We start from the raw sequence: 24,850 nt of genomic DNA, 5'->3' as shown, positions 1-24,850 counted from the left end.
AAACCTGAAGGGTTAGCCGGTCGGAATGCGCAGTACCTGACCGATGCGGATGCTGTCATTGCTGAGCTGATTGGCCTGTCGCAGGCGCTGCAGTGACACCCCATTACGCTGCGCAATGACGGAAAGAGTATCGCCCGAGACCACCTTGTACAGACGCTCGCCACCAGCCAGCTGGTTGCCGGACTGTTTTGCCCAGGCGATGTAGCTTCCTGTAGGAGGTTTTTCCCAGAAATGACCTGTTACGCCACGAAAGATCGACTGCGCCATCTGACGCTGATAGCTGGCGGTTTTCAACTTGCTCGCCTCTTCCGGGTTGGAGATAAAGCCGGTTTCAACCAGAATCGAGGGAATGTCGGGTGACTTCAACACCACAAAACCGGCCTGTTCCACATGTTTTTTATGCATGCGCGCAAAGCTGGCCATGTTGGCATGGATTCGAGACGCGACCTGATGACTGTCCTTGCGACTGGCATTCATCGACATATCGAGCAAAACACTGGCCAGCACATCATCCTTGTCACCCAGACTCAGACTGCCCACACCACCAATCAAGTCGGCGCTGTTTTCACGCTGAGCAAGCCAGCGGCCCATTTCACTGGTGGCACCTCGACCAGAGAGCACCCAAACCGAAGCACCACGGGCGCGGGGATCCTTGAAGGCATCAGCATGAATGGACACAAACAGGTCAGCATTGCTCTTGCGCGCCTTGCCGGTTCGGCCACGCAGACTCACATAATAGTCCCCGGTGCGGGTCAGTACGGCACGGTAGCCACGCTCGGCATCGATCAGGCGCTTGAGCTCCTGAGCAATCCTGATCACCACATCCTTTTCTTTGACCCCGCCAGGGCCGATGGCGCCCGGGTCTTCCCCGCCATGCCCGGCATCGATCACCACGACCACATCACGCTTATTTTCCTCTCCCGGCACCGGTACAACGGATTTGGTGACGATCGCTTCTTCGCGCATCGCCAGATCAACCACCAGCCGATGGCCATACTGCTCATTCGGTTTCAGGTCGAAGCTCTTGGGACGCACATCACTCTTGAGATCCAGCACAATGCGCAGGCCATCTCCGCGGGTGCTGTGACGGATTTGACTGACCGGGCTGTCCTCCAGCCCAAGACCATTCAGGGAAGCCTGCAACTGGACCTTGTCGATATCAATAACCACTCGATCAGGGCCTGACAGCGTGAACAGTTTATGTTCAACCGGGCCGCTGAGATCAAACACCAGGCGTGTGTTATCCGGTGCCAGCCAGGCACGAACATTCTGGATTTCCTGCGCTGCCTGAGCAGGCGGCACAAGCAGCAACATCAACAGCAGTGAGCTCAGTATGCGCAATGTATTCATCAACCCGTATCCGTATTGCGGATTTTCAACAGTGTATCGGCAACAGCGGCCCCTTTTTGAGTATTACTCATCAGATTCAATCTGCGCCCGGTGCCATCGAGCGTAATCCGGATCTCGATATCCGCAGTCGGCAGCAGCCCCTTGCCTTTCTCCGGCCATTCGATCAGACAGAGTGCATCGCTGGCAAAATAGTCGCGGATGCCAAGATATTCCAGCTCTTCCGGGTCACTGAGCCGATACAGATCAAAGTGATATACAGAACCTGCCGGCGTTTCATAGGGTTCAACCAGGGTATAGGTTGGGCTTTTCACCGAGCCTTGATGACCACACCCACGCAGCACACCACGACTGAACGTGGTTTTGCCCATCCCCAGGTCACCATGCAAAAAGACAACACCGCCGGCAGCAGCGGCCTGAGCCAGTTGCTCGCCACACCGGATCATCTCGGCTTCATCTGCCAGAAAAAACTCCATCCCCTTACTACCCTCAATCAAGCCCACTGAGTACTCGCCTTACCCGGGTGATCAGATCAGTTGCCAGCAACCCACGCTCCCCCTGCTCCAGAGCACACAGATCCGCCGCGCGCGCATGAACATACACACCGGCACGCGCAGCGTCGATGGCGCTGAGCCGCTGCGCCCGCAAGGCACCGATGATACCGGAGAGCACATCCCCCATGCCACCACAGGCCATGCCCGGGTTGCCGGCACTGCACAGGTGCATGCCATCACCATCAAAGCTCAGGCTACCGGCCCCTTTCAGCACGATCGTCCCTCCCAGCCGCTGCTGTAATTCTCGCACGGCCTCAAAGCGGTTCTGCTGTACCTGCTCAGTCTCTTGCCCCAGTAAGCGCGCCGCCTCCCCCGGGTGCGGGGTGAGAACCCAGTCGTGGCGACCGGCCTGCAGGTGTTGGCGCTGCTGCAACAAATTCAGCGCATCCGCATCAAGCACCAGGGGTTTGCCACTGGCAAGCGCTTTCTGCAGCAGCTGATCGGCCCACGCACTCTGCCCAAGGCCGGGGCCGACCACCAGCACATCAGGCCGCTCCAGCAGCGGCTGCAGATCCTGACCGGAGTTGACGCCTGCCGCCATCACTTCCGGCGCCCGGGTCAGGGCGGCTGTAACGTGCTCGGGCCGGGTCGCCAGCGACACCAGCCCGGCACCACTGCGCGCAGCCGCCTCTGCCGCCATCAATGCAGCACCGCCCATGCCGTAATCGCCACCGATTACCAGTACATGACCAAACAGCCCCTTATGGGAGGATCGCCGGCGCGGCGGCAACAGTTTGGCCAGGTCATCGCGGTCAGTGCGAAAGGCGCTGGGCGATATTTCCTCATACACTTCGTCAGGCAGCAGCAGGCCGTCAAATTTCACTTCACCGCAATGATCGACCCCTGCATGGGTCAGCAGCCCCTGCTTGAGGGCAATAAAGGTGACCGTCAGGTCCGCTCTGATGGCCACGCCCAGCACGGCACCGGTATCACTGCAAAGTCCAGAGGGAATATCGACTGCCAACACAGGGCGATGACTGCGGTTGATCTGCGCGATCAGTTCAGCGGCTTCACCCCTGACTTCACCGCTGATACCGGTGCCCAGCAGAGCATCCACCAGCACTTCACCCGTCAATTCCATGCCAGGCTGCCAGCACTGAAGCTGAACCCCCACCGCTTCAGCCCACTGCCAGGCGGCGAGCGCCTCGCCCTGCAGACGCTCGGGATAGTCATCCACCAGCACCAGCACCTGAACCTGAATGCCCTGCTGCCAGGCCAGACCCGCCATGATCAAGCCATCGCCACCATTATTGCCAGCACCACAGGCGATGGTCAGACTGCGCACCCCGGGCCAGCGCCCCAGCAATTCGGCGAAGGCGGCATGGCCCGCTCGTTGCATCAGCCGAAAGCCGGGGATATCGAATTGTTCGATTGCGGTTCGATCCAGGGCACGGCTTTGGGCAGCCGTGTATAATGCACCGGGCAGGTCTGATCTGCTCATGATTCACGAACTCCTTTTGTTATCAGTTCATTATAGTGGATGGACTGAGCGCCATGGCAACCGGTTCCCCATGACTGACTACACATCCGCACAACTGCAACAGCTCAGCCAAGCTCTGAAAGACAAGGCTCAAGCACTGGAGTTTCATGATTGCGCCATCACCCTGCCCGATGCCAGTGCCGAAAGTGAGCCCTACAGGCGCTGGCTTGAAGCGGGCTATCAGGCCGATATGGCGTACCTGAACGAGAATCAGGACAAGCGCTTCGACCCAACTCTGCTGCTGCCGGGCACACGCCGCATCATTATGCTGCGAATGGATTATCTGCCGGCAAAAGCCCCGCTCACCGGCGTATTGCGCAACCCGGACAAGGCCTACATCGCCCGTTACACGCTTGGGCGTGACTATCACAAACTGATGCGCAAGCGGCTGAAGCAGCTCGGCCAGTGGCTCAACAGCCAGATCGAGGGCGTGGAAGTACAGTTCAGGCCCTTTGTGGACAGTGCCCCGGTACTGGAACGACCGCTGGCTCGCAATGCCGGACTGGGATGGATCGGCAAACATACGCTGCTGCTTAATCGCCATGCAGGCTCATGGTTTCTGCTGGGGGAGCTGTTCATCGACCTGCCGCTACCAGTGGACGCACCTGAGACAGAGCAGCACTGTGGCCGTTGCCGCGCCTGTCTGGATGTCTGCCCGACCAACGCTTTTCCCGAACCCTACGTACTGGATGCGCGCCGCTGCATTTCGTATCTGACCATTGAGCACAAGGGCAGCATCCCGCATGAGTTGCGCCACCTGATGGGCAATCGCATTTTTGGCTGTGACGACTGTCAGCTGATCTGCCCCTGGAACCGCTTTGCCCGCCGCTCCACCGAAGCTGATTTCCAGCCACGCCATGGGCTTGATACGGCATCATTGCTGGAGCTGTTTCTCTGGGACGAAGCCACTTTCCTCAAACGTACGGAAGGATCGGCGATCCGCCGTACCGGCTATGAAGGCTGGCAGCGAAATCTGGCGGTTGCACTGGGCAACAGCAATGGAGGAGACGCTGTCATGGAAGCGCTGCGCAACCGTCGCGCAACAGCCTCAGCGATGCTGATCGAGCATATCGACTGGGCTTTGCAGCAGCTGAACGAACGCCATTCACCACGCCCGCTGCCGCTGCTCGACCACCCCGGCGCAGGCCGCCTGCCCGAGTAGGTCGACAGCAGCCCCTGAATCAAAGGCGGAAGAAATGCCGACGGTAGTGGCGCAGCTCTTCGATCGACTCGCGGATATCATCCAGCGCCAAATGCGTACCCTGCTTTTTAAAGCCATCCATAATGCCGGGTTTCCAGCGCTTGGCCAGCTCCTTGATCGTGCTCACATCAAGGTTTCGGTAATGGAAGAAAGCTTCCAGCTCCGGCATATAGCGCCAGAGAAAACGGCGATCCTGACCAATGCTGTTGCCGCACATGGGGGACGCCCCCTTTTCACTGTGCAGGCGCAGAAATGTCAGCATCTGCTGTTCCGCCTCAGCTTCGGAAATCGTGCTGGCGCGCACCCGGTCAGTCAGACCGGACTGGCCATGCTGGCGGGTACACCACTCATCCATGCGTGACAATACAGTGTCCGGCTGATGCACGGCGATCACCGGACCTTCCGCAATCAGATTCAGATCCGCATCGGTCACGATGGCGGCCATTTCAATGATCCGGTCTGTATCCGGATTCAGGCCGGTCATTTCCAGATCAACCCAAACCAGATTTTCCTTCAGTGCCATGCACCCTTTCTCCCCTGGCAATACTGTCAATTTTTCTCGGATTAGAATACCTTAGCACGTCAATGAATAAAGCTGTGAGCGAGTGATACCCGCCGGATGGGAAAACGCAAGGTTAATCGTCGCCAGGCCTGGCGCATCGACAAGATTCAGTCTGAACGGGCTGCCCGTGCAGAACGTCAGGACGCCCTGATCGAAGATCAGCTGGAAGGGGGCGAACTGGGCCCCGAACAGCACGGCCTGATCATCTCTCACTTCGGCCGTCAGGTCGACGTGGAGCCACTCGAGGGGGACAACAAGGGCGAGATTCTGCGCTGTCATCTGCGCACCCATCTGGGCCAGCTGGTCACAGGCGACCGCGTCATCTGGCGCCGCTCGCCCGACAGCGGTGTCGTGGTGGCCGCACTTGACCGACACAGCGAGCTGCTGCGGCCCAACAACCATGGTGAGCTGAAACCGGTCGCGGCCAACATCGACTTTATCGTCATCGTTATCGCCGTCGAACCCTATGCACATGCCAACCTGATCGACCGTTACCTGGTTGCCGCCGAGGCCAGCGACATCGAACCAGTATTGCTGCTCAACAAGGCCGATCTGCTCAACGACGAGAACCGCCAGCGGCTTGAACCTCTGTTGGAGCAGTACCGTTCACTCGGTTATCGCACGCTGCAGGCATCGACCGCCAGCAGCCATGGTCTGGATGAACTAAAGGCACTGCTGGCCGATCACATCAGTGTATTTGTTGGCCAGTCAGGGGTTGGCAAATCATCCCTGATCAACAGTCTGTTGCCCGGTGCCGATCTGCGGGTAGGCGCTTTGTCAGAGCAGTCGCGCAAGGGACGCCACACCACAACCACTGCCCGCCTGTTCCATTTCCCTGATGGCGGGGACCTGATCGACTCTCCCGGCATCCGCGAATTTGGCCTCTGGCACATGACCGAAGATCAGGTACTGAGCGGCTTTCGTGAGCTGTCGCAATTGCAGGGTCACTGCCGCTTCCGTGACTGCCGACACGAGCAGGAACCCGGCTGCGCTTTCCTTGAAGCGGTCGAAAACGGCAGTATCAGTGAGCAGCGTTTCAACAGCTACCGTCAGATTCTCAATTCCATGCAGGACAACCGCTGAACGACGGAGGACACGGCACAGTCATGAGCAGTACCCCTTGTCTTTACGGTTCTGAAGCCTGGGCCGACTACCTGGCCGAGCGTACCCTGCCGGTCAGGGTCAGCATACTGACCCGGCTTAAGCGCCTGCTGCAGGACGACAACACGACACTGCACCAGCTGTCTCAACTGATCCGCTCCGACCCGGTATTGAGCCTGCAGGTCACGCGCATTGCGCAAAAGCTGCACGCCGCCAAGGGCTCAAGCGTCACCAGCATCGACCATGCCGTCAACTCGGTTGGCCTTGATCAACTGTCCCTGCTGTCAGAAGGATTGCAGAGCCTCAAGATCAGCCCTCGCAACATGCAGCAAAAAATGTACTTCCGTGCCATTGCCGACAGTTTGCACGCCTCCAGCCAGGCGGCTGAGCTGTGCCGACAGCGCGGACTGCCTTTTGTCGAAGAGGTGCGACTGTCCGGTCTGCTGTATGGCTTTGGTCACTGGCTGTTGTGGCTGCATGCACCTTTGCACAAGCATGAATATCAAAAAAAGGTGCTGCTGGAAAAAGTGGATGTTGCCCTGGCAGAGCAGGATGTCTTTGGCTGCACGGTACAGGCTCTCAGTGCCGAACTGGCCAGGCGCTGGGAGCTGCCGGAGCTGACTCTGGCCGCGCTCGACCATGACACCTCTCCATCGCGCTCCGACCTGCAGCTGCTGCACCGTCGTGCCCTGAATGACCCCAGGCTGGGCCAGCTGGAACAGCGCGAAATCAACCAGCTGACACAGGAGCGTTTTTTTCCAGTCAAGCTGGGCAACTGGCTGGCCCTGACCAGCACCCGCGGCTGGCAGGGCAAGAAGATCCTGCGCCTCTACGACATCGCCGCCGATTTTCTGAGCTGGCCGCGCGACCGACTGATCGCGCAGCTGCACCAGACCTGTGCCGAGGCCTCCCGCCAGTATCATGTACCCGGAACCCTTAGCCCAGCCGCACAGATGCTTTTTCTGCCCTCCGAAGAGACCCTGTCGGGACTGATCGAGAGCCGGGAGTTGCAACAGCTTCAACAGCATTATCCGCTGCCCGAAAAACCTGTACTCAAGAAGCCCGAGCTACCCCGCGAAGAGCACCATACAAGTGAGCGCCCCGCAGTCACCACTCACGCGAGAGAGGAACTCTACACCCAAGTCCTGCAACGCCTGCAGGATGGCTACCCGCTCTACACCAAGCCGGCACACATACTGCAGGCGTTGCTGCAGGGACTGCATCAGGGATTGGGCCTTGGTCGCATCGCCCTGATGCTGATCAACCCGAAAAAACGTCTTTTGCACTGTGCTCGCACACTGGGGATACGTGATACGGCGGCGATCAACCAGCTCACCATCGACATCGAGATTCCGAGCCTGTTCAAACGCCTCACCGACAAGCCCGCCGGCATCTGGCTGGACAGTGCCAAACGCAGAACTCTGCGCCCGATGCTGCCGGATCCCTTTATCGAGGCCGCACACAGCGGTGACTATCTGTTGATGTCTGTTTTCAACAAGGGCGAACCGCTGGCCATTTTATATGCCGATGACGGCGATGACGCCGAACAGCTGTCGGAGTTCCAGTACGAGCAGTTCCGTCAGCTCTGCGCCGCCGCAACGCTTGCACTGAAACGACTCTAGGCAGGGCCTTTGAGACTTGCTGCCGGCTCCGTTATGATCAACTTCATCACATCTGAACGGTCGTACCCATACTATGCTGACACTACCCTTGGTGGTTGAGCCTCTGGCTTTACAGGCACAGCTGAGCCACCCTGACCTGCTGATCATTGACCTCTCCAGCCAGGAACACTACGACCAGGGCCACGTGCCTGGCGCTGTTCGGCTGGATGCGGCCAGGCTGTTGCGCGGGGAAGGCCCCGTCCCCAACCAGATACCGACCGAGAAGCAGCTATCGGCCCTGTGTTCAGAGCTGGGCATCCGTCCCGAGACTCATGTCGTGGCCTATGATGACCAGATGGGCCCTTGGGCGGGAAGACTGGTCTGGACACTCAACTGCATCGGTCACAGCCACGCATCGGTTTTGAACGGGCAACTGCCCGGCTGGCAGGCAGCCGGCCTTGAGCTGGAGACATCGACCAATATCCCAACCCCAGCCATGCGCCAGGTCAGTTTCAGCCGTCCTGAACTGCTCATGAGCGCTCAGGACATTTTGGCCGCTCTGGAACAGGAGCGATTGACCGTGTGGGATGCTCGTTCGGCGGCCGAATTTTCCGGCGAAAAAGTGGTCAATGCCCTCAAGGGCGGACATATTCCAGGGGCACGCCATCTTGAGTGGACCGATCTGCTGCAGCCCGGCCCGGTACCGCGGCTGAAGCCCGTGGCCGAACTGAAGCAACTGCTGCAACAGGCGGGCATCAGGCTTGATCAACCCGTCGTGACCCATTGCCAGACCCATCGGCGTTCAGGTCTCACCTGGCTGGCCGGCACCTGGCTGGGCATGCAACAGCTGTCCTGCTATGACGGATCATGGTTTGAATGGGGCAACCACCCCGAACTGCCCGTTGAACAATCCACTATTGAATAAGTGAAACCCGCGTTGAAAGACACATTGTTTATTCTGCTGCAACACCTCCTGCCACAGCATCTGCTGTCCCGACTGGTCGGGCGCCTCGCCGAGTGCCGTGTCCCCTGGTTCAAGAACCTGTTTATCAACTGGTTCCGCAAACGCTACGGCGTTGACATGAGTGAGGCCCTGCAACCCAATCCTGAAGCATACGAACACTTCAATGCCTTTTTTACACGTGCGCTGAAACCCGATGCTCGTATTCTGGACACTACCCCGGGCGCCGTGCTGTCACCGGCCGATGGCGCCATCAGCCAGCTGGGGAAGATTGAGCACGGCCGCATTTTTCAGGCCAAGGGACGCGGCTATGCCCTGACAACCCTGCTGGGTGGGGACGCAAGGCGCGCCGAACCGTTCATCAATGGCGAGTTCGCAACCATCTATCTGTCACCGCGGGATTATCACCGTGTACACATGCCGCTGACGGGGACGCTGAGGGAAACAGTCTATATTCCGGGTGATCTATACTCGGTCAATGGCACCACCGCCGAGGGGGTCGAAAACCTGTTTGCCCGCAACGAACGGCTGGTGGCCATTTTCGATACCGAGTTGGGCCCCATGGCCATGGTGCTGGTGGGTGCCATGATCGTGGCCGGTATCGAGACCGCCTGGAATGGGCAGGTGGCACCGCTGCCGCGCCAGCCACTGATACTGGACCAGTTTGGCGAAGCCACTCCACCGCAGCTGGAAAAAGGCATGGAGATGGGGCGGTTCAAGCTGGGGTCAACGGTCATCCTGCTGTTTCCCGAAGGCAGCATGAACTGGCAGGACACATTCAAGGCCGGCAGCACGGTTCGCATGGGTGAACGACTGGGTCAGGCAGAGCAAAACCAATAGCCCTGCCAATTGTCGGCTGATAGGCGTTGGCCGATGCATTACACTGCAACCAGATCAGGTCGCAACGGAGAAAAGCATGAATACACATTGGGTTAACCGGCTCAAGCAGCCGGGGTTCGAACTGGAAGGCAACAGACTGATCAAGGTGCCGTCTGCCGAGCACAGTACCCATTATGTGCCCCTGACCGACTACAGCATTATTTCAGTGAAAGGACCTGATGCTCACAAGTTCCTTCAGGGACAGCTGACCTGTGACCTGAACGAAGTGGACCGTCTTGGGGCCTTGCCTGGTGCTCACTGCAATATCAAAGGCCACATGCACAGCCTGTATCAGGTGATGCGTGCCAGCGACTCGGGCTATTGGCTGCGCATTCGAACCGATATGGCTGAAAATGCCCTTACACTGCTCAAGAAATACATCGTCTTCTCCAAGGCCGAGGCTCAGCTGGAAGAAGGTCTGGTCGGCATAGGCCTGCATGGCCCCAGCGCATCCGAGATTGGCGACCGTCTGAGCACCGCCTTCGGGATAGCACACCTGTTGGTCACGGAACGCCCCGGAGCCCGGCGTGAATGCTGGTTTGAAACCCGACTGATGACACAAGTGCTGGAACTGGTAGAGCAGAGCGCCAGCCCTGCCGAGCGCAACGACTGGGAACTGCTTGAAATTGATGCGGGCATACCCGAGCTGTCGCCTGACACCGCCGAGGCCTTTATTCCCCAGATGACCAATCTGCAAGCTCTCAACGGCGTCAGCTTCACCAAGGGCTGCTATACCGGCCAGGAGATCGTCACCCGCCTGCAACATCGCGGCCAGCTTAAAAAACCGATGTATCTGGCTGAGGTCCGTTGCAAAAACACGCCCAGGCCGGGCGACACACTGGCTTCGGAACAGAAGGACAGTGTTGGTCAGGTCGTGCGTGCAGCCCATATTCCAGGCGGTTACAGACTGCTGGCGGTCATCGCCAAGGATCAGGCTGAAAATCAGCCACTGCATCTGGGCAATACCGAGGGCCCGTTGCTCAAACTGCTGCCGTTGCCGTACGAACTTGACCCGGCGCTGTTCCAGAGCAAGCGCTGAGCTGTTCAACATCATCCCGGCATGCATCACGGTTTATTGATGCACGCCGGGGTGCAAACAGCTGTTTATTTGCTATTCTCATTTTCTGAGCAAGCCCCCTACTGGGGACTCAAACCGAGTTTTTTGCCAACAGACTTATTTTTCGAGCAGATTTTGCGCTATTCTCTGCTCTGGAATCACTAAATGAAGGAACTCACCATGCTTCGGAAGGTATGCCTCCTGGGCATCGGCAGCACTTTGCTTGCAGGATGCTTTGGCACTCACACATCTCAGGCGCCTATCGCCACCACTTATCCCATTTCTGAGCAGCAAAAAATGCAGGCGGCCCATCACTGGGATGTCCTGGCACAACATCAGGCCGAAATGCTGATCCAGAATGACCTGCTCAAGAGCCAGCCGCTCTATGTGCGCGGTGCCGATGCCGCCACACCTTTCAGTACCGCTTTTGACAACCTCCTGACCAGCCAGCTGGTCTCCAAGGGGGCTTATGTCAAAACCAGTCCGAATCAGGCGGCTGAAGTGAGTTACAAGGTGCAGGTCGTGAAACACAAAGATCGCGGCTACATTCGGACCCCCGAAGGCTCAATGACCGCCTTGGCCGCCGGTATTGCAGTTGCGACCCTTCCAATCAACAACTGGTCCGAACCTGCACTTGCCCTGATTCCAGCAGCATTCGCCACAGACCTGTTCAGCGGCAGCTGGACCAGTGAAACTGACCAGGAAGTCGTGATCACAACTCAGGTGAGCCTTGCTGATCAGATGATCTACTCCAACTCCAGCATCTACTACATCAACCCGGGTGACTTCGATCACTACAAGGCTCCCGCCAAGACCACCAAGACTGTCAAGGTCAATAACGAATGGTAATCAGGGAGGAGCCTAACATGCTTAAACGATGCAAACGCTACCTGTCGGCCGGCGCGATGGCTGTCATGCTGCTCGGCGCAGCAGGCTGCAGCACTAGCCAGCAAACAACCTCGGTTCACACTGTAGAAGTCGATCTTATCAGTGAGGTTCGCGAAGCATCCAACCAGCTGATCAGCAAGTCTACTGGACTCAATAACCGTGATCCCCTGTTGGCTGCAACGTTCGCTGATATCGATGACCTTCAGCAGTCCTCCACCTTTGGCCGTACACTGTCTGAACAATTCACCAGTGCGCTGGCCAGCAAAGGGTTGCCCGTCATTGAAGTTAAAATGCGCGAAAGCCTTTTTATCAAGGAACGTACCGGAGAGCTGATCCTGTCACGCAAACTGAATAGCCTTGTGGAGGCTCACGATGCACAGGCTGTTCTGCTCGGCACTTATGCCATGGGCGGCAATTACGTCTATGTCAACGTGCGCCTGGTTCGTACCAGCGACAACATCATCCTGGGTTCACACGATTTCAGCTTGCCCCTGAATCGCGATATCAAAGCAATGCTGCCCCGGCGTCGCTAAGCAATGACTTGCTCAAATGGATCGGCTCACGTGAGTCGCTCCATTTGAGCTTGCTCCCTTCACACAAGCGCTCAAAGAGCACCCTGGCCTGACCGGCAGGCCTTTCCCCCATCTTGTCACCCCCTTGACCACACTGCCTTTTCGGCATTCGCCATACATTCAGCCGCACCGTGCCAAGCGGTCTGAGTCAGGTCAAAACACCTCACAACACCGAAATACATGCGCGGACAATCAAGCCGATTGTCGGATGAAACACAGTAATGTCCTCCTATCACTGCTAGGCTAGGGGTGATGTGTTTTGTCTGCCTCGTTGCAGGCTATTGAGGAGAATGTATATGAAAAGCAATCCCGACAAGGGCTATATCGCCCTGCTGGGCTGGAGTCTCAACGCCGTTGAAGCGGCAGCTGCCTTTGATCGACGGTATGTCGTAGTCGCACCCGACTGGGCAGAGGAGTACTGTCAGCAGCATGACATTCCTTACCTGGCCTGGAATTTCGAACGGCTCAATGATCGGTCCATGGAAATAGCCGAGACCCTCAAGGAGATGGGTGTCGACGTAGCGGTTCCACTGTTTGAAGAAACTGTCGAGTGGGCCGGTGCCATCAATGCAGTGTTGCTGGACAACCCGCGTCTGTTGGGGCAATCCATGCTGATGCGTGACAAGTCCCTGATGAAACGACGCGCTCAGCTGGGCGGCATTCGGGTTGGCATCTTTGAAGAAGCCCACGACAGAGAGGATGTGGTCCGATTCCTTCGCCGAGTCAATCAGACGCTGCTCAAACTGGATGGCGATCCCAACGACCCGATTCACTTTAAGGCGTTCGACAAGGCTGGCTGCCTGGGTCACCGAGTGATACGTACCCCTGATGAAGTGGATGCGATCCCTGACGATGAGTTTCCTGCGCTGATGGAATCACATCTGGATGGGTGGGAATTTGCCGTGGAGGCATGGATACATAATGGTAAGGTCGTGTTTCTCAACATTTCCGAATATGTGACTCTGGGCTATTCGGTCTATGTCCCCGCATCCCCCGAACTTGAAGCCTACCGCCCCCAGATCATGGCCCAGATTGAAAAACTGGTCAAAACATTCGATATCGAATTCGGTCTTATCCATCCGGAATATTTTGTCACCAGCGATGGCGAAATGTACTTTGGTGAAGTGGCCTACCGTCCGCCCGGTTTCAAGGTATTCGAACTGCTGGAAAAGGTTTACGGCTTCAATGCCTATCAGGCGACCATGCTGGTATTCGATCCCAACACCACGGCTGAAGAGGTAAAAGCCTTCTTCCCTCGCGAAATCGAGGATGCCAATGGGTACGCCGGCTGTTTCGGCGTCTATCCACGCCGGCGCGTGGTAAGCCTGCTTGAAATTCCGGAAGAGACCGAAAACCACCCCTATTTCGACTCCCACGAGCTGACCCCTCCGCTGCAGGAAACGGTCACCAAACGGACCGCCTTTGGCACTCACTGGGGGCTGGTATATTTTACCGGACCCGATGCCCACGAGATGCACCAGCTGCTCAAGCGACAGGAGGACCTGGATTTTTATGTATAATATCCGGCATCTTCGGGAACATAGACAGGGGCCTGCGTGAACAGCGACCAGAACAGTGTGAACGAAAAGCAGGCCATGCTGCTTCAGCGTCTGGACCAGGCGATCGAGCAATTCCATGGCGCTGCAGACTTTGCCAAACTGGGTAAGCTGCCTCGACTGGTCGATCTGCTGCGACGGGTTTTATTGCAGGAGGGCGGCTGTACAGCTGTTGAGACCCGGGCACAGCGCCTGGAAGCAGCCGGTTTCTTTGCCGGTACCGACTGGGAAACGCCCCAGATACTGGTGCCCTCTCTGACCCCACATGCATTAGGCAGCGCCGATGCCACCCTTGTGGTTCTGGAGGCCGTCAGCGAGCTCCGACTGCTGGCTGTCGCCCTTGATGGCTACCAGCATCCGCTGATTTCAGCCGAGCAGGCTCATCATTACCTGACCCAGGTGATGGCGATTAACCTGGCACTGCTGTTTACCCCACCGTCCGAAGCCGAGCGGGAAACCCAGGGACGACTGGCCCAACTGCCGCGCAATCTGTTTCAGCATCTGGCGCAGCGAATAGGCTATGAGCACATCATCGACCGACTGATTGATGAGATCTGGCGTATCCTGCGCCAGCGCCCCATTCAGGTGGAGCCGGTCAAACGAATGGTGACCCAGATCGCGATCTGCCAGCAGGATCCCAATATCGACCTGGGCGGCAGTGGCCAGGGAGCCGATCGGCTGGTCAGCAGCCTGTTTGGTGTCACGCAAGCCTGTCGAGAAGATCCCGGTGTAGACGTGTATGCCGAACGACTGGCCAGTATGGACAGGCAGGCGCTGCAGTCCGAAGCCACCGGGTTTGCCCGCGCCATGCACGATACCGGCCTGGTGTCGCCCTATCATGCAGTGTTGATGCGCCAGCTTCTGGTTCAGGATGATCATTTGATCAGTGAAGCATTGGGGTTATCGTCCACGGGGCGTGATTGTTTCCTCTGTTACCACGAGCTGGTACTGGCATTGATCGGTCAGGGGATTTATCCGGAAACGGCTCAAGGCATCTATGGGCTGGCACTGATGTTGGAACGCGGCATTCTCTACCAGCCACCAGTGGCCCCTGCACTCTGGCGCCAGTTGGGCCTTCGGCTCTCCGATTGGTCCCGGCAACGCCTTGAGCTGGCGTTTGGAACCGGGGTGACGGCTGAGTCCCGTCTGGTTGAAGGGGTGCTCTGCATACTCGGCTTGCCATTGGGTGTCGGGCAGGGCAACAACCCAACCTGTCAGTCAGCACGCGCTCTGTCCATGTGGGCCTATAACGACCCGGACTACCTGCTGCAAATGCTGGTCTGGGCTGCCCGGGATGATGAAATCATCATGCACTTTGAAGGACAGCCGATCTCTTCCCGTGAAAGCATTGGCGGTGTTGCACGGGAACTTCCCATGGATCTTGATCCCGTTTCACTGCTGGTGGTCCCCCATCTGGATCGCATCTATGCCGAGATGGGACGGCGCTGCATCGGTCGTGAAGGAGACCCACACCGCTGGGTCAACCCGGAGTTTCACGGCTGGTGGTCTGGTCGCGGTTTCCGTATCAACGTGGACGTTGCCACCGGCAATCTGATCGATCTGGATGACTTTCTGCGAACGTTCTACACCTGCTACCATCCTTACTACAACGGCAATCAACCATTGATCCACCCCCAGCCGGCCGGCATCGCCGTCACCGACAGCGCCGCGCGTTTCATTGGCTGGCACGCCATAACGCTACTGCGCGTCGCTCTGGACCCTGATGAGGTCATGCGCGTCTATTTCTACAACCCCAATAACGACAGTGGACAGAACTGGGGCGATGATGTGGTGGTCAGTACATCCGATCGTGGAGAGCGCTTTGGCGAGTCTTCGCTGCCCTTTGTACAGTTCGCCTCACGGCTGTACATTTTTCACCATGACCCACTCGAAGGCGGTGAAAAAACACAGGTAACAGACCAGGAGCTGACTGAAGTGAAGCACTACATCGAGCGCAGCTGGGGGGCTGACCGACAGCCCAGTCCAAGCCCCTTGCAGGCCACGAGCCGCTAGCCTCAGGAAGCGGGAGTCGCGGACAACTGCCAATCAATGGGCTCTCGCCCCTGCTCCTCCAGCCAGTGGTTGGCCTGGCTGAAGTGCCGACAGCCCAGAAAGCCTCGATGAGCCGACAGAGGAGATGGATGCGGCGCCTTGAGTACCAGATGCCGATCCCGGTCGATATTCGCGCCCTTCTTCTGTGCATAACTGCCCCAGAGCATGAACACCACATGCTCGCACTGCTCATCGACCAACTGAATCACGCGATCGGTAAACGACTCCCAGCCCTTGCCCTGATGGGCATTGGCGTTGCTCTGCTCTACCGTCAGTACAGCATTCAGCAGCAGCACTCCCTGCTGTGCCCAGTGCTCCAGATAGCCGTGACCGGCAGGGGCTATGCCCAGATCCGCCTGCAACTCCTTGTAGATATTGACCAGTGAAGGTGGAATGCGCACACCCGGTCTGACCGAAAAGCAGAGTCCATGCGCCTGCCCCGGCTGGTGGTAGGGGTCCTGACCAATGATCACCACTTTTACCTGATCCAGCGGGGTGGCTTCCAGCGCATGGAACCACTCACTGGAGTGTGGATAGATCACCTTGTGTGCCGCTTTTTCCGCCTGCAAAAACCGTTTCAGTGCCTGCATGTAGGGCTGATCGAACTCTGACTGTAGCCAGGGCTGCCAGCTCGGTGCCTTGTCCAGTGCCATGGATACCCCCGAAAATATGCGCCGTAAACAGACAGGGCCACTCTAAAGTGGCCCTGTGGGTAACTCAATGTTTGCTGTCAGCCACGCGGACGCATGGCCGGGAACAGCAGTACATCACGAATGGAAGCGGAATCGGTAAACAGCATCACCAGGCGATCGATACCGATGCCCTCACCCGCCGTCGGCGGCAGGCCATACTCCAGAGCGTTGATGTAGTCGGCATCGTAATGCATGGCTTCGTCGTCACCGGCATCCTTCTCTTCCACCTGCTTCATGAAGCGCTCGGCCTGGTCTTCGGCGTCGTTCAACTCGGAGAAACCGTTGGCCAGTTCACGGCCGGCCACGAAGAACTCGAAGCGGTCGGTGACATGCGGGTTGTTGTCATTGCAACGCGCCAGCGGGCTGACTTCAGTCGGGTACTCGGTGATAAAAGTCGGCTGATGCAGGCGGTGCTCGACGGTCTTTTCGAAAATCTCGATCTGAACCTTGCCCAGCCCCCAGCTGTCCTTCACATCGATATCCATGCGCTCGGCGATCTGGCGGGCAGCCGCATCATCAGCCAGTGCCTCGGCGGTGATCTCCGGGTTGTAGTGCAGAATGGAGTCGAACACGCTCATACGGGTAAACGGCTTGCCCATGTCGTATTCGAAGGTTTCCAGCACTTCGCCTTCTTCGTTACGTACGGTGTTAACCACCACAGTGGTGCCGAGAACCTCCTGAGCAACAGTGCGCAGCATATCTTCGGTCAGATCCATCAGATCGTTGTAATCGGCGTACGCCTGATAGAACTCGATCATGGTGAACTCTGGGTTGTGACGGGTTGAGAGCCCCTCATTACGGAAGTTGCGGTTGATCTCGAACACCCGCTCAAAGCCACCCACCACCAGACGCTTGAGATACAGTTCCGGCGCGATACGCAGGTACATCTGCAGGTCCAGCGCATTGTGATGCGTGGTAAACGGACGTGCCGTGGCACCACCGGGAATCGGGTGCAGCATCGGTGTTTCCGCTTCGATGAAGCGACGATCGATCAGGTACTTGCGGATGCCGGCCACAATCTTCGAGCGCATCTCAAACACCTTGCGCGACTGATCGTTCATGATCAGGTCCACATAGCGCTGGCGATAGCGCATCTCCATGTCCTGCAGGCCCTTGAACTTGTCAGGCAGCGGGCGCAGGCTTTTGGTCAGCAGCTGAAACTCGGCCATGTCCACATACAGGTCGCCCTTGCCGGACTTGTGCAGTACACCACTGACGCCGATGATGTCGCCCAGATCCACGGTTTTGGCGAACGCGCGTGCATCCTTGTTGACGTACAGCTGGATACGGCCACTCATGTCCTGCAGCACCATGAAGGCACCACGGTTGAGCATTACACGACCGGCCACGGAGACACGGATGACAGCCGCCTCCAGCTCTTCCTTGCTCTTTTCGCCATGAGCCTGCTGCAGATCGTCGGCATAGCTGTCACGGCGGAAGGTATTGGGGAAGGCATTGCCTCCCTGACGCAGGGCGGCGAGTTTTTCGCGGCGCTCGGCGATCAGGCGGTTTTCATCTTGCTGCACGTTTTGCTGCACGTTGTTGTCTGACATCGGGGTTACCTTAAAACGAATGCTTACAGGCCGGCCTTGAGGCTGGCTTCGATAAACTGGTCCAGATCGCCATCAAGCACGCGATCACAGTTGGAAGTCTGTACGCCGGTGCGCAGATCCTTGATGCGCTGGTCATCCAGCACGTAGGAACGGATCTGACTGCCCCAGCCGATATCGGCCTTGGAGTCTTCCAGTTCCTGTGCCGCTTCACGACGCTTCATCATCTCCATTTCGTACAGCTTGGCACGCAGCTGCTTCATACAGGTATCACGGTTTTGATGCTGTGAACGTGCCGACTGGCTCTGCACCACAATGCCGGATGGCTCATGGGTAATACGCACGGCCGATTCAGTCCGGTTAACGTGCTGACCACCCGCACCGGATGCACGGTATACATCCACACGCAAATCGGCCGGGTTGATTTCAATGTCCACGTTGTCGTCAATTTCCGGCGAAACAAACACCGAGGAGAAAGAGGTATGGCGACGGCCGCCGGAATCGAACGGTGACTTGCGCACCAGACGGTGAACACCGGTTTCGGTTCTCAGCCAACCATAGGCGTATTCGCCCTCAAACCGGATGGTGGCGGACTTGATACCGGCCACTTCACCACCGGACACTTCGAGCAGCTCTGTCTTGAAGCCCCTGCTCTCGCCCCAGCGCAGGTACATGCGCAGCATCATGTTGGCCCAGTCCTGTGCCTCGGTCCCGCCGGATCCGGCCTGAATCTCAAGGAAGGCGTTGTTCGCATCGGCTTCACCGGAGAACATGCGGCGGAACTCAAGCTGTTCCAGCTGGGTACGCAGACGCTCGACATCCGCCTCAACTTCAGCGACGGTATCTTCGTCATCTTCTTCAACCGCCATATCCAGCAGGTCACGGGCATCACGGATACCGGTGGTCAGCTCGTCGATGGTTTTTACCACCGCCTCAAGGCCTGAGCGCTCACGGCCGAGCTGTTGTGCATTTTCAGGATTGTTCCACACACCCGGATCTTCCAGCTCGCGCTCAACTTCTTCAAGCCGTTCACGCTTGCCATCATAATCAAGGTAGCCGCGCAGCGACTGGGTGCGCTCACTGAACTCTTTCAGACTGTTGAGAATCGGATTGATTTCCATGGTGGGGCTACAAACTCGCTGCTTGGAAAAAGGGAGGTATTCTAACTGATCCTCCGCCCTGTTTGAACGATTGTGCAGCAGTTCCTCATTCTCTGGCCATGACACTCGACTTGACTGCCAAGGTCGGCAAGAATGATCTGATCGATTCGGGAGGCCCGCATGACCATGATAGGGAAACATGTTCTGCCGGCAGCGTCTGCTCTGCTGCTGTCATTGCCGGCTCAGGCTGCTCTGCAGGATACGCCTCAACGGCTGGACTTGACCGCCAGCGTCTACGGTTATCTGGCACTGATGATCTTCATGTTGGCTTATGTCTTCGTGGTGATGGAGGAGCGGCTTGCACTGCGCAAGTCGAAGCCGGTCATCGTGGCGGCCGGTCTGATCTGGATACTGGTCGGTCTGGCCTATCGCCAGCACGGCGACCAGGTCACCGCCGGGGCCGAGCTGAGGCTGTATATTCTGGATTATGCCGAGCTGTTCCTGTTTTTGCTGGCCGCCATGACCTTTGTGAATATGCTCGAAGAGCGACGCGTATTCGAGGCCTTGCGCACCTGGCTGGTTTCACGCGGATTTTCACTGCGCAGCATCTACTGGATCACCGGCGTACTTACGTTCTGTATCTCCCCTGTTGCCGATAACCTTTCCACGGCTCTGCTGATGGGGGCGGTGGTCCTGGCTGTCGGCAACCACAACTACCGTTTTATTTCGGTGGGCTGCATCAATGTGGTTGTGGCCGCCAATGCCGGCGGCGCGTTCAGCCCATTCGGCGATATTACCACCCTGATGGTGTGGCAGCAGGGGCATGTCTCTTTCACCCAGTTCTCGCATCTGCTGTTGCCGGCACTGGTGAACTGGCTGGTACCGGCGTTGCTGATGAGCCTTGCCATCGAAAACGCGCGCCCCACGGGCAGCCAACGTCATCAGCGCATGAAAAAGGGCGGTGTCACCATTATGCTGATGTTTCTGGCGACCATCGCCACCTCCGTGCTGGTACACAGTGTGCTGCATTTGCCGCCGGTTCTGGGGATGATGACCGGGCTCGGCGTATTGAAGCTTTACGGCTACTACCTGAGTCTGCATGACCCGGTATTCCGTGAGCAGGGACATATCACCCACCACCATGCCGAGAACACAAGCAACCACAGCATGCTGCGCGGTGACCATACCGGCGTGGTGCGTCGTTTCGATATTTTTAAGGTCGTTGAGCGTGCCTCCTGGGATACCCTGATGTTCTTCTACGGTATCGTGCTGTGTGTAGGTGGTTTGGCCACGCTGGGATATCTGGCTGACTTTTCCACCCTGATCTATGGCAGCCTTGGCATCCCTTTGGCCAACAGCCTGATCGGGCTGTTGTCCGCATTGGTCGATAACATCCCGATCATGTTTGCCGTACTGTCGATGGATCCGGGGATGACGCTTGAGCAATGGCTGCTGGCCACCCTGACTGTCGGCACCGGTGGGTCGCTGCTTTCAATCGGTTCGGCAGCCGGTGTGGCCTTAATGGGGCAGGCACAGGGAACCTATACCTTCATGAGCCATCTGAAATGGAGCTGGGCCATCCTGCTGGGTTATGTGGCCAGCATCTTCTGTCACCTTTGGTTAATTGGACTCTGACATGACCGAACACTCTGCCAAACTGGAAAGGAAACCCGTCTGGGATATTTATGTGCGCCTGTTTCACTGGACCCTGGCCGCCAGCGTTCTGTTTGCATGGTGGAGCGGTACCACCGGAGGGTATGTGAATGAGACATTCAACCTGTTGGGCCTGAGCCTCAGTCTTAAGTTCGATGTTATGACATGGCACATGTACGCTGGCTACACCGTGCTGACGCTGGTTCTGTTCCGCCTGATGTGGGGTTTTGCCGGTAGCCACCATGCTCGCTTCAGTGAATTCGTACACTCCCCGGTTACCACGGCCCGCTATGCCCTGCAGATGCTGCAGCGCCGCGAACCGCATCATCTGGGCCATAACCCGCTGGGTGGCTGGATGGTCGTGGCCCTGTTGCTGCTGACTGCGGCTCAGGCGAGTACAGGTCTCTTTGCCAATGATGAGGTTTTCATCGAAGGTCCGCTGGCCAGTCTGGTCAGCTCCAGTATGAGTGTTGAGATCACACGCTGGCACCGCTGGCTGTTTGATATTCTGTTGATCGCCATTGGTCTGCACCTGCTGGGCGTCATTTACCACCAGCTGTTCAAGCGCGAGAAGCTGGTTCAGGCCATGTTGCACGGGCGCAAGCCAGCCGCAACAGAGGCGCCGAGCTACCCGTTCGCCCCCTTCCTGCGTGGGTTGCTGCTGGCCCTCGCTGCAGCTGCCATTGTCTGGAGCCTGCTCAACCTGCCTTGAATACAAACAGGGCGCCACATCGGGCGCCCTGTTTCAATTCAAGTCCTGACCGCTTGCAGTTCAGTCCTTGAAGTTGTCGTGGCAGCCCTTGCAGGTCTTGCCCACCTCACCGAAAGCAGGACGAATCTGGTCCATGTCACCGGTTTTGGCTGCAGCCGCCAGCGCATCAGCCTTCTCGGCAAACATGTTCATGCCACCTTCAAACTTGTCCCAGTTCTGCTCAATGGCCGGAAGAGCATCGGTGTCACCCTGATAAGAACCCGCCACAAAGCCTTCCAGCGGAAGCTTGCTCAGCTGAGCCACAATGTCTGCACGGCGTGCAAAGTCTTCTGCGTTGTAATCCTGTTTACCCTTGACCACTTCACCCATGGTACCGAAGTGCCATTTGACAGCACTGAACACGCCCTGACGGTATTTGATGGCGTCTTCCGCTTCCGCCGCCAGTACAGCCGTGCTGCCCAGCGCCATAACCCCTGCCAATCCAAGCATTGCGATCTTTCTCATGTCGATTTCCCTTTTCATTGATGGTCTGACCGTAATTCTATATGAGCGCCGCCTAATCCAACAAGTTCCCGTCTGAAGGGGTATACTGTGGGTCTTTTTGGCAGACAACACGCCCTATGCAGACTTCTACCCTTTTCACCCTGCGCCTGTTGATCCCCTTCGCACTGGGCTACTGGCTGTCCTACCTGTTTCGAGTCATCAATGCGGTGGTTGGCCCCGACATCATGGCCGAGCTGGGTATCAGCGCGGCCACTCTGGGCCTTATTTCCAGCGCCTACTTTCTGACTTTTGCAGCCTGCCAGATTCCGCTGGGCATTCTGCTGGACCGTTATCAGACTCGAGATGTGGCATCCGCCCTGCTGTTGTTCGCAGCCGCCGGCAGCCTCACTTTCGCCCTGGCCGAAAGCAGCCTGACACTCTGGATCGGCCGCGGCCTGATCGGCATTGGTGTATCGGCCTGTCTGATGGCGGCCTTCAAATGCTATACCAGCTGGCTCAAGCGAGAGCAGCTTCCCGCAATCAACGGCCTCCAGTTGACCAGCGGCGGACTCGGCGCACTCACGGCTACCGCCCCTGTCGAGTTTGCCCTGACGTTTACTGACTGGCGCGGCATTTTCCTGGCAACAGCCGTACTCAGCATCATGATCGCCATTTTGGTGCGCGGCTTGATTCCGAAAACAGCGGTGGACAAACCGTCTCTGGGCATTGTGGCACAGCTGGGCCAAACCTGGGCCGTAGTTCGCACCCCGGCATTCTATCAACTGGCGCCAGCCAGCATGCTGTCGCAGTCGGTCTTCATCGCGACCCAGTCTCTTTGGGCCGGCCTGTGGCTGCAGCAGGTCAGCGCCCTGAGCGCCAGTGCCGCTGCCGGCGTGCTGTTTGTTTCAGCCGCCAGCATGGTGGCTGGGTTTCTGCTGCTGGGGTTCATTACCGGCCGCCTGAACCGGCTGGGCATCAGCACGCCCAGCGTCAGTTTTATCGGCATGCTGTGTTTCACTCTGGCTCTGGTGTGGATTCAGCTTAAACCCGGAGATGCCAGCCTACTGGCCTGGGCACTGTTCGGCTTCTTCGGAACATCAGGTACATTGATGTTCGCAGGACTGAGCCAGCAGTTTCCGGTTGCGATCAGCGCACGGGTCGGCACCAGCCTGAACCTGGGCATCTTTTTGGGTGCATTCATTGTGCAGTGGGGAATGGGTGCGGTGATCGGGCTCTGGCCATCAGAAGATGGCCAGCATTACCCTGCCCAGGCCTTTCGCTGGGCTCTGGGCGGCGCAACGCTGTTGCAGGCGTCTGCCCTGAGCTGGTATCTGGTCTGTCGCTGGCGAGGAGCCGATCAGTCCTCAAATGCGGCCAGCACTTGAGGCATCCAGGCACGGATTCGCTCTTCGCTCAGGCCATGTTCACCGTCCTCATCCAATGCCAGGCCCACAAAATGCCGTTTGTCCTGAGTCAACGCCTTTGACGCTTCGAATCGGTAGCCTTCAACGGGCCAGGGCACAACCACTTTACCCCCGGCCTCCTGCAACACCTCGTTGAGTGCCCCCATCGCATCCAGGAACCACTCACCATAGCCAAGCTGGTCCCCCAAACCAAACAGGGCGATCTTCTTGCCGCTGAAGTCCAATGCCTGCAGGGCAGGCCAATGTTCGTCCCAGTCTTCCTGCAGCTCGCCAAAATCCCAGGTCGGGATACCCATGATCAGATATTGATACTGTGCCATTTCGACCACACCTTCGGTCGCAATATCATGCAGACGAATCTGTTCAGGTAACAAAGCCGCAATCTGTTCTGCAACCATTTCGGTATTGCCCGTGGTGCTGGCATAAAACAGGCCGATGGGGGTACTCATAACAATTCTCGATTAATAGCCGCTTGTTGTGGGTATCCATACGCCCGCGGGATGGCATACGTCCTGTACATAAACGAAAAAGCAGCCCTGCGGGCTGCTTGATGGCACCTGGCGAATACTTATTTTTTATTGCCCGTCATGGCGTCCATGGAGCCCTGTGCCAGCTGCTGCATCGCCTGCTGCGCTGCGGTCAGGGCCTTCAGATTCTGCTCATTGGCCGCACGCAGGGTTTCTTCCAGCTCTTTGGCATAGGCCTGTTGCAGTTCGATCAGGTCATTCGGCGTCTTGCACTTCTGCAGTTCGCTGGTTTGCTGCATGGTTGCTTCGATGCAGGCCTTGGTGCACTCCATCTGCTGGCGGGTCAGTTCCTCCAGCATTTTGGTCTGGATGTTCACCAGATCACGGAAAGGTCCCATCGATTCGGTCATCTGCTTTGTCATATCCTGAAACATTGTCTGCCCCCTTGGCACTTGTTGTGAATACATATAATTAATCACTATAGACTGAAAGCCGCAAGTCTGGTGCGTTAGACTTAAGATTCAAATCAAGTTCCACTCTCAAACACGAGGTGTACCGATGCGCATGCTGCACACCATGTACCGGGTTACTGACCTGGAAAAATCGCTTTCCTTCTACACCGAAGTCCTCGGGATGCGTCTGCTACGCCGCAAGGACTACCCGGAAGGCCGTTTCACGCTGGCATTTGTCGGCTTTGGTGACGAGGCTGACAATACCGTCCTGGAACTCACCCACAACTGGGACACCGATGCGTATGACCTTGGCACCGGCTATGGCCATATCGCCATCGAGGTGGATGATGTGTACGAGGCCTGCGACCAGATCAAGTCAAAAGGAGGACAGGTCGTGCGAGAGGCCGGCCCAATGAAGAACTCAACCTCAGGCACGATTCTGGCATTTGTGCGCGACCCGGACGGGTACATGATCGAGCTGCTCAGCCCCCAGCGCGGGGACTGAG

General features: G+C 57.6%; 24 protein-coding genes. 14 read left to right on the top strand and 10 right to left on the bottom strand.

Annotated elements, in window-relative coordinates:
* Positions 1–12: 12 nt before the first annotated feature.
* From ABIE60_RS10025 to ABIE60_RS10015, 3 genes are read right to left on the bottom strand one after another with little or no spacing between them, the layout of a single operon-like run.
* Positions 13–1,350: an N-acetylmuramoyl-L-alanine amidase gene (locus ABIE60_RS10025; protein ID WP_354469266.1), complete on the bottom strand. Its 1,338-nt coding sequence runs from the start codon at positions 1,348–1,350 to the stop codon at positions 13–15.
* A complete protein-coding gene (gene tsaE, locus ABIE60_RS10020) occupies positions 1,350–1,823 on the bottom strand; it encodes a tRNA (adenosine(37)-N6)-threonylcarbamoyltransferase complex ATPase subunit type 1 TsaE (protein WP_354469265.1) in 474 nt (157 codons plus the stop codon). Before tsaE ends, ABIE60_RS10025 begins: the two co-directional genes overlap by 1 nt.
* Before the next feature lie 13 nt (positions 1,824–1,836).
* Positions 1,837–3,342 (bottom strand): NAD(P)H-hydrate dehydratase, encoded by a 1,506-nt coding sequence (locus ABIE60_RS10015; protein ID WP_354469264.1) that lies wholly within the window; start codon positions 3,340–3,342, stop codon positions 1,837–1,839.
* A gap of 70 nt (positions 3,343–3,412) precedes the next feature.
* Between ABIE60_RS10015 and queG the strand changes: the two genes are divergently transcribed.
* Complete coding sequence (gene queG / locus ABIE60_RS10010; RefSeq protein WP_354469263.1) at positions 3,413–4,543, top strand: tRNA epoxyqueuosine(34) reductase QueG; 1,131 nt, start codon at positions 3,413–3,415, stop codon at positions 4,541–4,543.
* A gap of 19 nt (positions 4,544–4,562) precedes the next feature.
* Here the strand turns inward: queG and orn are convergent, their stop codons facing one another.
* Positions 4,563–5,105 carry an oligoribonuclease gene (gene orn / locus ABIE60_RS10005; protein WP_354469262.1) on the bottom strand — a complete coding sequence of 181 codons (543 nt, stop codon included), beginning with the start codon at positions 5,103–5,105 and terminating at the stop codon, positions 4,563–4,565.
* A 96-nt stretch (positions 5,106–5,201) separates the two neighbouring features.
* On the opposite strand from orn, the gene rsgA reads away from it, so the two are divergent.
* The 9 genes from rsgA to ABIE60_RS09960 all read left to right on the top strand — a co-directional run bounded on the left by rsgA (position 5,202) and on the right by ABIE60_RS09960 (position 15,772).
* On the top strand, positions 5,202–6,227 hold the full coding sequence (gene rsgA / locus ABIE60_RS10000; RefSeq protein ID WP_354469261.1) for a small ribosomal subunit biogenesis GTPase RsgA: 1,026 nt from the start codon (positions 5,202–5,204) through the stop codon (positions 6,225–6,227).
* 23 nt (positions 6,228–6,250) lie between these two features.
* Positions 6,251–7,867 (top strand): HDOD domain-containing protein, encoded by a 1,617-nt coding sequence (locus ABIE60_RS09995; RefSeq protein ID WP_354469260.1) that lies wholly within the window; start codon positions 6,251–6,253, stop codon positions 7,865–7,867.
* A gap of 73 nt (positions 7,868–7,940) precedes the next feature.
* Positions 7,941–8,771, top strand: a complete 831-nt coding sequence (locus tag ABIE60_RS09990) for a sulfurtransferase (RefSeq protein ID WP_354469259.1) — start codon at positions 7,941–7,943, stop codon at positions 8,769–8,771.
* Between the two features lie 12 nt (positions 8,772–8,783).
* Complete coding sequence (gene asd, locus ABIE60_RS09985) at positions 8,784–9,647, top strand: archaetidylserine decarboxylase (protein WP_354469258.1); 864 nt, start codon at positions 8,784–8,786, stop codon at positions 9,645–9,647.
* Between the two features lie 76 nt (positions 9,648–9,723).
* Entirely contained in the window at positions 9,724–10,725 is a 1,002-nt protein-coding gene (gene ygfZ / locus ABIE60_RS09980) for a CAF17-like 4Fe-4S cluster assembly/insertion protein YgfZ (RefSeq protein WP_354469257.1), read from the top strand.
* Between the two features lie 198 nt (positions 10,726–10,923).
* Positions 10,924–11,592 carry a hypothetical protein gene (locus ABIE60_RS09975; RefSeq protein ID WP_354469256.1) on the top strand — a complete coding sequence of 223 codons (669 nt, stop codon included), beginning with the start codon at positions 10,924–10,926 and terminating at the stop codon, positions 11,590–11,592.
* Between the two features lie 17 nt (positions 11,593–11,609).
* Positions 11,610–12,164, top strand: a complete 555-nt coding sequence (locus tag ABIE60_RS09970; protein ID WP_354469255.1) for a FlgO family outer membrane protein — start codon at positions 11,610–11,612, stop codon at positions 12,162–12,164.
* A 335-nt stretch (positions 12,165–12,499) separates the two neighbouring features.
* The gene (locus ABIE60_RS09965; RefSeq protein ID WP_354469254.1) at positions 12,500–13,723 is read left to right on the top strand and encodes an ATP-grasp domain-containing protein; all 1,224 of its coding nucleotides are present in this window, start codon (positions 12,500–12,502) and stop codon (positions 13,721–13,723) included.
* 75 nt (positions 13,724–13,798) lie between these two features.
* Positions 13,799–15,772 (top strand): hypothetical protein, encoded by a 1,974-nt coding sequence (locus tag ABIE60_RS09960; RefSeq protein ID WP_354469291.1) that lies wholly within the window; start codon positions 13,799–13,801, stop codon positions 15,770–15,772.
* 2 nt (positions 15,773–15,774) lie between these two features.
* Here the strand turns inward: ABIE60_RS09960 and ung are convergent, their stop codons facing one another.
* The 3 genes from ung to prfB form a co-directional block, all read right to left on the bottom strand.
* Positions 15,775–16,464: a uracil-DNA glycosylase gene (ung, locus tag ABIE60_RS09955; RefSeq protein WP_354469253.1), complete on the bottom strand. Its 690-nt coding sequence runs from the start codon at positions 16,462–16,464 to the stop codon at positions 15,775–15,777.
* 77 nt (positions 16,465–16,541) lie between these two features.
* Complete coding sequence (lysS, locus tag ABIE60_RS09950; protein ID WP_354469252.1) at positions 16,542–18,056, bottom strand: lysine--tRNA ligase; 1,515 nt, start codon at positions 18,054–18,056, stop codon at positions 16,542–16,544.
* Positions 18,057–18,079: 23 nt separating this feature from the next.
* Positions 18,080–19,174, bottom strand: a complete 1,095-nt coding sequence (gene prfB, locus ABIE60_RS09945; protein WP_354469251.1) for a peptide chain release factor 2 — start codon at positions 19,172–19,174, stop codon at positions 18,080–18,082.
* A gap of 159 nt (positions 19,175–19,333) precedes the next feature.
* Here prfB and nhaD point away from each other — a divergent pair, with 159 nt between their 5' ends.
* Positions 19,334–20,788, top strand: coding sequence for a sodium:proton antiporter NhaD (nhaD, locus tag ABIE60_RS09940; protein WP_354469250.1), 1,455 nt, complete (start codon positions 19,334–19,336; stop codon positions 20,786–20,788).
* Between the two features lies 1 nt (position 20,789).
* Entirely contained in the window at positions 20,790–21,518 is a 729-nt protein-coding gene (locus ABIE60_RS09935; RefSeq protein WP_354469249.1) for a cytochrome b/b6 domain-containing protein, read from the top strand.
* Positions 21,519–21,578: 60 nt separating this feature from the next.
* On the opposite strand, the gene ABIE60_RS09930 is transcribed toward ABIE60_RS09935, so the two are convergent.
* The gene (locus ABIE60_RS09930) at positions 21,579–22,022 is read right to left on the bottom strand and encodes a c-type cytochrome (protein WP_354469248.1); all 444 of its coding nucleotides are present in this window, start codon (positions 22,020–22,022) and stop codon (positions 21,579–21,581) included.
* A 116-nt stretch (positions 22,023–22,138) separates the two neighbouring features.
* On the opposite strand from ABIE60_RS09930, the gene ABIE60_RS09925 reads away from it, so the two are divergent.
* Entirely contained in the window at positions 22,139–23,386 is a 1,248-nt protein-coding gene (locus tag ABIE60_RS09925) for an MFS transporter (protein WP_354469247.1), read from the top strand.
* Here ABIE60_RS09925 and fldB read toward each other — a convergent pair.
* Both fldB and ABIE60_RS09915 read right to left on the bottom strand, forming a co-directional pair.
* Positions 23,359–23,874, bottom strand: a complete 516-nt coding sequence (gene fldB / locus ABIE60_RS09920; protein ID WP_354469246.1) for a flavodoxin FldB — start codon at positions 23,872–23,874, stop codon at positions 23,359–23,361. The genes ABIE60_RS09925 and fldB overlap by 28 nt on opposite strands.
* A 119-nt stretch (positions 23,875–23,993) precedes the next feature.
* On the bottom strand, positions 23,994–24,326 hold the full coding sequence (locus tag ABIE60_RS09915; RefSeq protein WP_354469245.1) for a phasin family protein: 333 nt from the start codon (positions 24,324–24,326) through the stop codon (positions 23,994–23,996).
* A gap of 124 nt (positions 24,327–24,450) precedes the next feature.
* On the opposite strand from ABIE60_RS09915, the gene gloA reads away from it, so the two are divergent.
* The gene (gloA, locus tag ABIE60_RS09910) at positions 24,451–24,849 is read left to right on the top strand and encodes a lactoylglutathione lyase (RefSeq protein WP_354469244.1); all 399 of its coding nucleotides are present in this window, start codon (positions 24,451–24,453) and stop codon (positions 24,847–24,849) included.
* The last annotated feature ends 1 nt before the right edge of the window (position 24,850 follow it).

The organism is Marinobacterium sp. MBR-109 (assembly GCF_040547565.1).
GTDB lineage: Bacteria > Pseudomonadota > Gammaproteobacteria > Pseudomonadales > Balneatricaceae > Marinobacterium.
This window is presented reverse-complemented; position numbering and strand designations above follow the sequence as displayed.